General features: G+C 40.1%; 9 protein-coding genes. 1 reads left to right on the top strand and 8 read right to left on the bottom strand.

What is annotated here, in order from left to right; all coding sequences use genetic code 11:
• Nucleotides 1-27: 27 nt before the first annotated feature.
• Nucleotides 28-894: an NAD(P)-binding domain-containing protein gene (locus ACFE6N_RS14495; RefSeq protein ID WP_378937575.1), complete on the top strand. Its 867-nt coding sequence runs from the start codon at nucleotides 28-30 to the stop codon at nucleotides 892-894.
• Nucleotides 895-961: 67 nt separating this feature from the next.
• On the opposite strand, the gene ACFE6N_RS14490 is transcribed toward ACFE6N_RS14495, so the two are convergent.
• The 8 genes from ACFE6N_RS14490 to rhaT all read right to left on the bottom strand — a co-directional run bounded on the left by ACFE6N_RS14490 (nucleotide 962) and on the right by rhaT (nucleotide 12364).
• Complete coding sequence (locus ACFE6N_RS14490) at nucleotides 962-4348, bottom strand: DEAD/DEAH box helicase (RefSeq protein WP_378937573.1); 3387 nt, start codon at nucleotides 4346-4348, stop codon at nucleotides 962-964.
• A 24-nt stretch (nucleotides 4349-4372) separates the two neighbouring features.
• Nucleotides 4373-4678 carry a helix-turn-helix domain-containing protein gene (locus tag ACFE6N_RS14485; RefSeq protein ID WP_090982688.1) on the bottom strand — a complete coding sequence of 102 codons (306 nt, stop codon included), beginning with the start codon at nucleotides 4676-4678 and terminating at the stop codon, nucleotides 4373-4375.
• A complete protein-coding gene (locus tag ACFE6N_RS14480; protein WP_378937647.1) occupies nucleotides 4659-4832 on the bottom strand; it encodes a type II toxin-antitoxin system RelE/ParE family toxin in 174 nt (57 codons plus the stop codon). Before ACFE6N_RS14480 ends, ACFE6N_RS14485 begins: the two co-directional genes overlap by 20 nt.
• 271 nt (nucleotides 4833-5103) lie before the next feature.
• A complete protein-coding gene (locus tag ACFE6N_RS14475) occupies nucleotides 5104-6135 on the bottom strand; it encodes a GntR family transcriptional regulator (protein ID WP_378937571.1) in 1032 nt (343 codons plus the stop codon).
• Between the two features lie 42 nt (nucleotides 6136-6177).
• A complete protein-coding gene (locus tag ACFE6N_RS14470) occupies nucleotides 6178-7563 on the bottom strand; it encodes an FGGY-family carbohydrate kinase (RefSeq protein ID WP_378937569.1) in 1386 nt (461 codons plus the stop codon).
• Nucleotides 7564-7575: 12 nt separating this feature from the next.
• Entirely contained in the window at nucleotides 7576-8856 is a 1281-nt protein-coding gene (locus tag ACFE6N_RS14465; RefSeq protein ID WP_378937567.1) for a sugar isomerase, read from the bottom strand.
• Nucleotides 8857-9127: 271 nt separating this feature from the next.
• A complete protein-coding gene (locus ACFE6N_RS14460) occupies nucleotides 9128-11248 on the bottom strand; it encodes a bifunctional aldolase/short-chain dehydrogenase (RefSeq protein ID WP_378937565.1) in 2121 nt (706 codons plus the stop codon).
• Nucleotides 11249-11269: 21 nt separating this feature from the next.
• Nucleotides 11270-12364, bottom strand: coding sequence for an L-rhamnose/proton symporter RhaT (gene rhaT / locus ACFE6N_RS14455; protein ID WP_378937563.1), 1095 nt, complete (start codon nucleotides 12362-12364; stop codon nucleotides 11270-11272).
• Between the last annotated feature and the right edge of the window lie 12 nt (nucleotides 12365-12376).

Here is a 12376-nt window from a genome sequence, read left to right as displayed (position 1 = left end):
AACGCTAACTGCCTATCTTTAGCGCAAATGATTCAAGATATTATAAAGGATAGCAATATTAAAACCGTATCGATTTTGGGCTGCGGTTGGTTTGGCCTGGCTTTAGCCAAAAAACTGATCGGATTAAATTATACCGTTAAAGGTTCTACCACCAGTCAGGAGAAATTAGCAATCCTTCAAGCGGAGCAGATACAACCCTTTATCGTTAATTTTACGGCAGAATCGGTTGTTGCCAATGCTACTTTTTTTGAAGCTGATGTGCTGTTTATCTGTATTCCGCCGAAGCGTAACTCTGCTGAACTAATTGACTATCCAAATAAGATCAATTCTATTCTAGCCGCAGCGGAAAAAAAATCAAAACATGTGGTATTGATCAGTTCGACCAGTGTTTATGCTGATGACGATAAAATAGTAAATGAAAACAGCGAAACCATTCCGGATACGGATTCAGGAAAGGTTGTTTTAGCTGCAGAAATGTTATTTAAAGAACGATTTCCGGAAAATCACACGATCATCCGCTTTGCGGGTTTGATTGGTCCAGACCGTAACCCAGGTAGATTTTTTGCCGGAAAAACAAACGTTCCGAATGGTTTGGCTCCGGTAAACCTGATTCATCAGGCAGATGCTGCAGGCATTGCGGTAAAACTTTTGGAAAAACAGGCATTCGGTCAAACATACAATGCCTGCTCTCCAAACCATCCTGCAAAAATGGATTTCTATGTGGAGGCGGCCAAAACATCGGGCTTAGCTATCCCTGAATTTATTGCCGAAAAGAAAAATTGGAAGATTGTGGAGAGTATAAATGTGCCCGAGTTTTTGGGGTATGAATTTGGATTTGAAAATACATTTATACGTCATTGCGAGGAGGAACGACGAAGCAATCTGTCCTGCTAGCTATCTATGCTCTGTAAAGATTGCTTCGTCGGCCGAAATGGCCATCTCGCAATGACGAATCCCGTAATTAACTCAACAAGCCCAAAAGCTCTTTCTTAGTTAAATTTTTAAAGAAACTACCCTCTGTTCGGATCAGATTCTTAACCAAATCCTTTTTAGTTGCCTGAAGTGTCATGATCTTTTCTTCAATAGTATCAGGACAGATTAAACGTACGGCCATAACATTTTTATGCTGGCCTATCCGGTATGCTCTATCGATAGCCTGGTTTTCTACTGCGGGGTTCCACCAGGGGTCAACCAGATAAACATAATCGGCTTCAGTTAGATTCAGCCCGATACCACCGGCTTTTAAACTGATCAGAAAAACCGGAATATCTGCATTTTCCTGAAAAGAGGCAACCGCTTCAGCTCTTTTTCGCGTTTGTCCGGTAAGGTATTCATACCTGATCCCTTTATTTTCCAATTGCTTTTTAATCAGATCGAGCATGGTTACAAACTGAGAAAAAACAAGAATTTTATGTCTTCCGGCCTTACTTTCGATCTGTTCCATCAGCACATCAATTTTTGACGAAGCCTGCACATAAGATTTTCCATCGGCCAGTAAAGCTGCCGAATTGCAGATCTGCCTTAAGGTGGTGATGCTTTTCAATACATGCATCGAACTTTTAGGCAGTTCATCTTCCTGTTTACCCAAAATGTAATCCTGGATTTCCTTTTTATTGGCTTCATATACTTCGCGCTGCTCCTCACCCATTTCGCAATACAGCACAATTTCAGTTTTATCCGGAAGCTCTTTCGCAACCTGTTCTTTCGTTCTGCGTAGAATAAACGGCCTTATTTTTTTCTGGAGTTCCTCTGCTCTTTTACTATCTTTAAACTGATCGATCGGGGTAGAATATAAATCGGCAAACTGTTGTTTACTTCCAAACAAACCCGGGCAGGCAAATGACAATTGCCCGTATAAATCAAAGGTATTATTCTCGATCGGCGTTCCCGTCATTACCACTTTATTACGGGATTGCAACATCCTAACCGCTTTATAACGCTGCGAATCCGGGTTCTTGATCAGTTGCGATTCATCCAAAAAGATATAATTAAAGCGATAATCCTTTAGGAAACGGATATCAGAAAGCAAAGTTCCGTATGAGGTTAAAATAATTTCATAATCATCAAAAGTGTCCGTGGTTTTCGTCCTTTCGCCAGCATAAATGGTTTTCACTTTTATGGATGGTGCAAACTTCTTTACTTCTGCTTTCCAATTAAATATCAGAGAGGCGGGTACGACCACCAGATTGGTATTGTGTTTAACTTTTTCACGCTGTGATAAAATGAAGGCCAAAACCTGAATGGTTTTACCCAATCCCATATCATCGGCCAAACAGGCACCAAAGTTAAAGTCATCTAAAAAGTTGAGCCAGTTTAAACCATCTTTCTGGTAATGACGTAAGCTTGCGGTTAAACCTTTCGGCACCTCAACCTCCTGGATGGAATTGCTTCCTTCAAATTTCTGCTTATACAGTATTAATTCATTCTTAACTTCCCCATCCAACAGGGCATCCTCGTAAAGCTCATTTATTGAAGCAAACTTAATTTTTGGTGTGAGAATGGTATCTTCCGTTAATTCACCAGCGCTGAAATAAGCTGCAAATTTCTCTATCCATTCATGTGGCAGTATGCCTTGGGTTCCGTCATCAAGTGTTACAAACTTACTTTTGTTTCTAATCGATTTATGGAGGTATTTAAGTGCCACCTGTTTTTTGCCAAACTTCACTTTTACCTTGGTTTCGAACCAATCAGTTCCGCTTAATACCTCAATATTAATTTCAGCCTTAAATTCACTCAGTTTATTGTTTTTGAGTTGATTGAACCCTAAAATATGAATGCCTTTATTCCGCCATTCTTCAAAAGCGTTAAGGAACCAGGTTTCTTCCATAAAACGTTTGCGGTGCAGATAAAAAGAATCATTGGTTTCCTGCTCGTAGAAATACGGATGCTGCTTCAAAACGTTCCCAATAAACTGCAGCTCGGCCGCTTCATCACGTTGCAAGGTAAAGAGATTGCCTAATTTATCCTGTGCCTGAATCTGCTTTTTCGAGCGTACGGGAATCTCCAGGTTTCCATAACGCATTACCGGTGTAAGGAGAATATAATCTTCAGATTCTGAAAGGTAAATCAATTGTTCGTTTTCGAGATCAAAACCTTTTTCTTCAATCTGGTTTTTGGTGGCGGGCTTTAAATAAGAATAATCCACGCGAATACTTCCTTCTAAAGGCACCAGAATAATTTTTTGAAACTCCAGATATTTTGTTTTGTGCAGGATAAGCCTGTTACTCTGTTTTTTAAAAAAACCGATTACCCGCAAAAAATCTAGTCTGCCAATTAAATAAAGTTGATGGTGTAGTTTTACAAAATACTGATGAACCAATACCAGGCTATCCAACTCGTATGATTTTCCCTCAATAATTAACCTGCCCGTAATGTCATAATAATCATCACGTTGGTTCACCGAAAGATGTAAGTCCACTTCCAGCAGATATGCCTCAACTGCGCTGATGGTATTGGCCTGAATCGTCCCGGACTGCTTACTATTCTGTAGATAAAAAGGAATCTTTAGTGGATTTTTCACAATCGATTTCAACGCTTCAATTTCTACCTCGCTTTGTTCTTGATTATAATGCTGTTGAAAAGTGGTTATGCCACTATAAAACTTTAACTGGTCAAGATCACTGGTTTTAAACAGCAAATCGGCCGGATTAATTCCTCTAAGAGGATTTTTGACCTTACCACTTTTGGTGGTGTTGGCTTCGAATAATTCTACAATTAAATTATTATAATAGCGATGCTGACCAAAGACCAGAATCATTTTATCGGAGTCGCTTTTGATTGGGACTTTTGCCTTGTTTTTACTTACCGGCAATAAAAGCTCCTGTAGATTTTGCTGAACTTCTTTGTTGAAAGGCTGAAGCGAGTCCATTTTGGGCCGGATGGCAACCTGACCGTTTTCATAACGGAGATTGAACAGGAGATCAAGATTCGCTTCTTTTTCCAGTCCGTAATCGATTGCGATTTTGGCAAGCTTTTGTTGCCGCAGGTTACTGTCGAAAAAAATGAGCAGCTCCTGCCTTTGAAGGATGTTATACAAAACCCTCGCCTGGTGCTCGCAGAGTTTATGCTTAGGTGTAGTACATCTGCAGGAGAGTTTTACAGTATTTTCATTTTGCTGAACCTGGACAATCGGAAAAGGTAGTCCAGAAGCTTCATCGCTAAAGGCGGCAAAATCAATCTCAATCTGTTCCGGATGAAGCTGATAAAATCCTTTAACATCGGTATGGACCATTCCACTCAAATGTTTAAGGATCACAATCTGGCTCAGATCTTTCAGGTTGAAATCCTTTAAAATATAGTCATAAGGATTTTGTTCTGCTACCGGATGTGCTGTTACCTGTTCACTCATTAAACTAAAATAGGATAATTGACTTTATAAACTCACGCTGAGATCCAAATGTCCACCTAAGCCAACTTTGATAATTCTCATTAAAGTGGAAAGTCTAATGTCGCTTGCGTTATTCTCAATTCTTGAAATATAGGTTTTTGTAGTACCACATTTTTCAGCGAGTTGCTCCTGTGTCATACCTTTTTCCTTTCGGAGCTCCTGTAGCATTGCGCCAAGTTTAAAACTTTCGAATTCTTGTTCATAATTTTCTCTACTTTCAGTACCGCGCTTACCATATTCGCTGTCTAGATGATCAGCAAATGATGTCAATTTATTCTTTTTCTTTTCCATCGAAATATTTCTTTTTAAGTTTCTCTGCTAATTCGATCTCACCTTTTGGCGTTTTTGGACTTTTCTTCTGAAATCCATTTACCAGGATGATCAGTTGCCCCTTATCACAAAAACTGAACACCTTGTATATATCAGAACCAACTTCAACCCTAATTTCAAAAAGCCCCGTAGATCCAGTAATATGCTTAAAATATTTTCGGGGATTTTTTCAAGCGTAGCAATTAATTGCAAGGTCCAGTTAAATTTCTTCTTTACATTCGGCTTTAGCTTTTCATAAAAATCCAAATAATACGCTTCGAAATAGAGAATATCCCTGATAAATTCTTCTTTCATTACCCAAATTATGCCAAAACAAAGTTAACTAATTAGGTAACAACTTTCAACTTTTTCAGTTTAATGTACTATGTTAAAGAATTTTAGCTATGTTACAACGATTTGCGCAGGTTCAGATAGAAAGGAACCTCTACCCTTTCAGTCTTACCGCTTAATACAAACCCAGCAGCCTGAACACCGAGCTCGCTAAAATCAGTCGAAATGGTGGTAATACCATCCAGTATGATCTTCTTTAAAGGTGTTTCATTATAGGAAATTACCCCAACATCTTTTCCGATTCTGAGTTGCTGTGCAATTAAGCGTTCAATCAGTGTCACCAGATCATCTTCCATTAAGTTAATATACACATCACCTAAACTAATTTCCTCGTCTTTGATGTTATGAATTACCTTATGATCAAAAGCATACTGCTGGCAAAACCGGTAAAAACCGGTGAGTATTTCGTGCGGAAAATAACTGTTTTTTGGAAAAATAATTTTCAAGGTGCGGTAATGCGAAAGGCGGTCTAAAGCCTGTTCTAAAGCTGCATAAATATCCAGAGCGAAATTTTCATAGGCCGCAGCATAATCGCCCGTTACACCAGGTAACAGTTTATCAAGGATAATGAGTTTTTCTTTTGGTATAGTATTGATAATTTCATGCGCATTTTCTCCTCCCTCCAAAAAATGCGGAATGATTACGAAGTGTGAATAATCATCACGTTTGGCCACAATCATTTTTTTAAACAGCGCAAAATCATTGTTGTAGATATAAAAATCAACGGCAGCGCGCTCACCCAGGGTTTTGGTAAAAGAATCGTAAATAATCTTTTTGTGTGTGCTGAGTTTATTAAAAAGCAGACAAACCTTTAATTTACGGGAAAAATCGGTATTGACAATAAAATAACCCTTGCCAGGTACAGAATCTACTATGCCAAGTTTCTTCAGGTTACGGTAGCCTTTTTCAGCAGTATCTCTTGATATTTCCAGGCTAAAACTCAATTCATTTATAGAGGGCAACAAACTATTTTTAAGCAATTTACCACTTTCAATGGCGGCAAAAATGGCATTGGTTAGTTGCTTATATTTTGGGGTTGACGAATATTCGTCAACATTAAGGTAGGGGATTAAATCTTCTGGCTTCAAAATGGCGGTATGGATATTGCAAATTCTAAGATAAGTAAATTCCTAAACATGTGTCGCACGCTGTATCGCCGAATAGTATTTTAACTGGATCATATCCGTTGGAGCAGGATTTTTGTTCCATGCATCATTTATTGCTAAAGCTGTACCGATTGCCGTAGCTTGCGAAACGGAAGAGGCATAAACCTCAATTTCGGGGATAGCGATAGCCAGAAGATGCATATATATGGCATTTTTACCGAAGCCGCCATCTACAAAAACTCTTTTCACCCCAGTATTTAAAACAAGTTTTAACGAATAAACCTGCTGTTTGATAAGGTCGAAAATCAGTTGGTGATAGGCTTCCTCTGCAGTTTGGAAGAGGCTGAGATCACGAGCCGGAAACGCGGAATTTGCCGAAAACCCTTGCTGTTCGACTGAGTTTTCGGGAATTTTATTGGCCAGCCTCAAAATAACGGCAGGATTAAACTTCAAATGTTTGAACAAATAAGCCGCACGATCGAAATGCCCGGCAATGCGCTTAAGCTGAACCTCATGCTCGTAACCAGCAAAAATTCGCGATGCCTTAATTGCCTTACCTTTAAAGTGCATGTAACACAGGCAATCCTGTTTAAGCTCTTCGGCAGTCAAAGGTTCCTGATTAAAAGGGTTTAAGCTGATGCACCAGGTACCGGTTGAGATAAGTACAAATGGCGCGTTAAAATTGGCCAGATAGGGGATCAATGCTGCAGAACTGTCGTGCAGGCCTACTCCAACCTCAAGACTTTTTCCTTCAAAATCAGTTTTCAGACTCGAATCGGCAGGCGCAAAGGTCCCGAACTTACCATCAATCTCTTCTGCAGAAACCCACTCGTGGTATTGGTTTTTATTAAAATCCCAAAGCTGGGTATGGCAACCGATGCTGGTGATATCGGCTACAGCCTTGCCTGTAATCAAATAACTTAAATACTGAGGCAAGTGTAAAGCCCACTTCACTCTGTTAAATATTTCGGGCTTTTCATTTTTCAATCGGTACAATTGCATACCGGAATTTAAGCTACCTAAAACCGGCGAAGCGGTTTCCAACGAAACCTTGTCTTCACCTCCATATTTTACATAAAAAGAATCTTTAAGTGCGTCAGGGTATGATTTTAAGTAGTTATAAAGTGGAGTCAACGGTTCACCATCTTCATCAAGGTACACAAAACTGGCCCCATAGGTAGAAAAATTAACGGCCTTAACATCAAACTCTTTTAACTGCAAAACCTGATGCAAGGAATCATAAACAGAAGAACGCAGGCTCTCAAGATTCTCGCATGGTTCTCCATCTTCATCAACAATTTCTACAAAACGCGCAGAACGCTCGTAAACGATCTGGTAATTTTCATCGATCAGAAAGAGTTTTTTATTCGTTTTCCCAACGTCAAATATCGCAATAACAGGTTTAGGCATTTTTATCTCTTTTTATAAACCGGTAGCAGTAGTTTTACCACGGTGATTCACCAAACTATTGCGTACATTCAAGTCACGGTATAACCCAATTGGCGATAAAGCTGCACCTGCTCTTAACCTGGCTTCGGCCACTAATGCCCTTAAATCGCTACGGAAAGTATTTTGCAAAATTTCCTGTGCTTTGGTTACGTCGTTATTCTGCTGTGCTTCGCTTAACGCTTTTCTATCAACCAATAGCGCTTGTGCATAGGCAATCATAATGGCTTCAACTGATTGTAATAAATCTTCTAATGGATCTTTCACATTGTGTGAAGCATCGATCATCCATCCTAAATCTCTTGCATGGTTCATGCCTTTTGCATCCATACCCTCTACCAGTTCGTTAAAAATCAAGAACAACTGGTAAGGTTTAATGCTTCCGGCAGTCAGGTCATCATCACCATATTTAGAATCGTTGAAATGGAAACCACCTAATTTTCCTTCCATCAACAATAAAGCAACAATCTGCTCAATGTTGGCATTAGGCAGATGGTGCCCCAAATCAACCAGCGTGTAAGCTTTTTTACCCAGCTTACTGGCATATAATAACGATTGGCCCCAATCACCAACTGTTGTTGAATAAAAGTTAGGCTCAAAAGCCTTGTACTCTACAAACATTTTCCAATCCTCAGGCAAAGCTGAATAAATTTCTTGCAGGCTCTCTAATGTATTCTCAAAAGCCCTGCGAAAATTAAGCTGACCAGGGAAACAAGATCCATCTGCAAGCCATACGGTTAATGCGTCAGAACCAAGCGCAATACCGTGCTTAATTACTTCAATATTGTGTTCAATGGCCTGCTTACGGACATCTTTATTTACATTTTGCAGTGAACCAAATTTGTAACTATGTGCTGAACCAGCCTGATCTTGAAAGGTGTTCGAATTCATGGCATCGAACTTAAGGCCATAACCCGAAGCCAGTTGCCTTAATTGTTCTGCATTTTGGGGAATATCCCAAGGAATATGAAGTGAAATAGCGCCACTTGAACCATTTAGCGCATGTAGCAGCCCCACATCTTCAATTTTTTCTTCGATATTACGCGGCTCACCACCGGCAATGGCAAAACGCCCGAAGCGTGTTCCACCTGTACCTAATGCCCAGCTTGGAATGGCAATCTGAAAATCGACCAGTTTTTTGATTACGCTTTCGATATCAGCATGCTCCCATTCTTCTTGTAAAAAAGCAAATTTGCGTTGATGCGCCGTTAAAAGAGAATCGTTATGTTTTTCTATTTGGTTCTGCTCGATATTCATGAGAATATTTGGTTTAGTTAGGTTAATTATTTTGGTGATACGATCGCCATTCTGCCTCATCTTCATTATTCCAAAGGAATCTGTTTGTGACCAACGATGATGATTATTTCTTTAATGTGTTTAAAAGTTATTTTTCGGCCTGTGGGGGCACAGACCTAGGAAATAACTCACTAAAACTGAATTTAAAACTATGGTACCATGGTCTGTGTCATCACAGACCATTTAATCTTATCTTCTTTTCGATCTGTGGGGACACAGACCGAGGGTTAAGTTATCTTACAAATGCCATGGCCACACCGCCATCAACATTCAGTACATTTCCGGTTGATTTTTGCAACAAACCACCTACAAAAGCGAAACAGGCATTGGCAATATCATCTGGTAATATGATCTGGTTTAATAAGGTACGTTTTGCATAATAGGCCGGCAGTTCTTCAACCGTAACGCCGTAAGCTTTTGCACGGCCTTCGGCCCAGCCACCAGCCCATATATTGCTATCGCTAATCACGGCATCAGGGTTAACCACATTTACGCGGATATTATCGGCACCTAGTTCAGCCGCGTTTAATCTGCTTAAATGTAATTGTGCAGCTTTTGCACTGCCATAACCTGCATTATTTGGTCCACTTACCAAAGCATTCTTACTTACAATATTAATGATATCGCCACCAATATCCTGCTTTTGCATCGTATTTGTTGCAGCCTGGGTTACAAAAAACTGGCCTTTTACCAAAACATCATATAACAAATCCCAATCTTTTTCAGTGTGATCGGCAATGGTTTTGGAAATGGATAATCCTGCATTATTTACCACAACATCTACTCCCCCAAATGCCAGTGCAGCGGCATCAAATGCATTTTTAATAGCTGCTTCACTGGTTACATTTAAAATAACAGTACTGTACGAATCTTTACCATATAGGCCCTCAAATTCCCTACCTGCTTCTTCCAAACGCTCGGCATTCATATCATTTAAAACCACTACGCCACCTTCTGCCACAAACTTTTTAGCAATCGCTTTACCAATACCTCCGGCGCTACCTGTAATTAGTGCAATTTTACCTGTAAGCGGTTTAGGTTTGGGCATACGCTGTAATTTTGCCTCTTCCAGTAACCAGTATTCGATATTAAAAGCTTCCTGGTGGGGCAAAGAAGTGTATGCTGAAATGGCCTCAGCCCCTTTCATTACGTTTATGGCGTTGATGTAAAATTCTGCCGCAACCCTCGCCGTTTGTTTATCCTTCGAGAAAGTAAACATCCCAATACCCGGATATAAAATTACCACCGGGTTGGTATCGCGAATAGCCGGACTGTTTGGATGCTTACAGGTTTCATAATAATCAGTATACATCGCCCTGTAAGCTTCAAAAGCAGGCATCAAGCTAACTTTCAATGCCTTAATATCTGATAAATCGGCATCGCTGGCTAAATCTAAAACCAGGGGGCTTATTTTAGTACGTAAAAAGTGATCAGGACAGCTTGTACCCATTGGCGCCAATCGCTCCAAATCATTAGAATTGATGAATTCTAAAACTCGGGTATCATCAGTAAAATGACCAACCATGTGCTGTTTTGAAGAACACAGCCCCCTTAGTACAGGTGCTATTGCAGCCGCTTGTTTTTTACGTTTACCGGCTTCAGCGCTTTCTATTTTCTGTCCACCGAAAACAGGCCCTTTTTTGCCATAATTCTGATGGAGGTACTCTGAACAGATTTCGATTACTTCCAGGGTATTCAGGTAACTTTCGTAAGCCGTATCACCCCAGGTAAACAAACCATGCGATCCCAGCATAATACCACGGATACCTGGATTTTCGTCTAAACACTGCTTTAACTGCAAGCCCAGTTCGAAACCAGGTTTTTTCCACTCTACCCAGCCAATCGTACCATTAAACAATTCCTGAGTAATGCGTTTACCATCTTTAGCGGCCGCAATAGCAATAGCCGCATCTGGATGCAGGTGATCGATGTGCGCAAATGGCAGAAAACCATGCAAAGGTGTATCTATTGATGGTGCTTTAGAACTTAAATCGAAAATGCAGTGGTTAAATAGTTCAACCATTTCATCTTCATGTTCTACACCACGGTAAATATTTTTCAGGCTACGTAAACGATCAACATATAATGCTGCAAGCCCGTTTTTCTTTAAGGTACCTAAATCTCCTCCCGAACCTTTAACCCACATTACTTCTGTTTCTAAACCGGTAAGCGGATCCTTTTCCAATAGCTTACATGAGGTATTCCCGCCACCATAGTTGGTTAGACGTAAATCTGCACCCAATAAATTAGAGCGATATATCAAGAGGGCAACTTCATCGCCAGCCAGTTTCGTCGCTTCCTCTTCATCCCACAGATAACTTACGTGTTTATAACTTTTCGTATTGATTGACATTCTTATATTTTTGTTTAAATTTTAATTTTTTATTGAATTACCATAACCCACAATAAACACCGAAATGATGATGGTTAAAATACCAGCCAAAATCGTTACCAGTGTTTTACGAGATACACCTTTCCACTCTTTTAATATCAGCCCCCAAACATTTGCAATTAAAATAATAAAGGCCATATGCAATATCCATGAACTGGCTCCATTACCCATTTTGCTTTCTCCCATACCATAGAAAAAAAACTGCAAAAACCAGGTGGTACCTGCCAGTGCGGAAAAAACATAGTTTTTAATCAGCGGACTCTTTGCATTGGTGTAATCGCTAAAAGTTTTATTCCTGGCGTTTAGTACCATACACCAGATAAAATTGGTGGTTAAACCGCCCCAAAGCACAACCACATAAGTAACATTATTCTGAAATAAAAAATTACCGTTTTCAGCAGGATTTGCCGCTTTCCAAATCGAGTTGGCTGCATCAGCCATTGGTTTTCCCGCTTCGATACCAAAGTTGAAGCACGCACTTAAAATACCCGAAACAATCCCTACAATTAAGCCCAGCCCGAATTTGTATTCGGTTTTCACCTCCATACCATGCGGATCAGCAACAACAGATTTTATCTCTTTCTCTTTCATCATACCTGCTTTACCGCAGATAACGATTCCAACTATGCACACTAAAAGCCCCAACAGCACCATCCGCCCCCAATCGGTACGCAAAAACATCGTAAAAGTATCTTTACCTGCCTGTGGAAAAAAATCAAAATAGATGGAAGGTAAAATAGAGCCCAGGACCATACATAGTCCAAGAATGATGCTACTGCCCAACGACACGCCCAGATAACGAACGCCTAAACCATAGGTTAAGCCACCAATGCCCCAAAGCACACCAAAAAAATAGGTCAGCCATAAAATGCTTCCGTTAGTGCCGGCAATAATTGCTGTAAAATTTGGGATGGTTAAAAAAGCAGCCAATGGAGGAACGATTAACCAGGAGAAAATTCCGCCAACAATCCAGTAACTCTCCCATGCCCAGCCTCTGACTTTTTTGTACGGGATATAAAAACTTCCGGAGGCAAACCCACCGAAAAAATGAAAAATTACGCCTAAAATTGCCTGCATGTGCTGATTGTA

Source organism: Pedobacter sp. BG31, assembly GCF_042464845.1.
GTDB classification, from domain to species: domain Bacteria; phylum Bacteroidota; class Bacteroidia; order Sphingobacteriales; family Sphingobacteriaceae; genus Pedobacter; species Pedobacter suwonensis.
This window is presented reverse-complemented; position numbering and strand designations above follow the sequence as displayed.

Coding starts and splice junctions, on each gene's coding strand:
- ACFE6N_RS14495 (WP_378937575.1), top strand. CDS start 28: ATGATTCAAGATATTATAAAGGATAGCAATATTAAAACCGTATCGATT.
- ACFE6N_RS14460 (WP_378937565.1), bottom strand. CDS start 11,248: ATGTCAATCAATACGAAAAGTTATAAACACGTAAGTTATCTGTGGGAT.
- ACFE6N_RS14470 (WP_378937569.1), bottom strand. CDS start 7,563: ATGCCTAAACCTGTTATTGCGATATTTGACGTTGGGAAAACGAATAAA.
- ACFE6N_RS14485 (WP_090982688.1), bottom strand. CDS start 4,678: ATGGAAAAGAAAAAGAATAAATTGACATCATTTGCTGATCATCTAGAC.
- ACFE6N_RS14490 (WP_378937573.1), bottom strand. CDS start 4,348: ATGAGTGAACAGGTAACAGCACATCCGGTAGCAGAACAAAATCCTTAT.
- ACFE6N_RS14465 (WP_378937567.1), bottom strand. CDS start 8,856: ATGAATATCGAGCAGAACCAAATAGAAAAACATAACGATTCTCTTTTA.
- rhaT (WP_378937563.1), bottom strand. CDS start 12,364: ATGCAGGCAATTTTAGGCGTAATTTTTCATTTTTTCGGTGGGTTTGCC.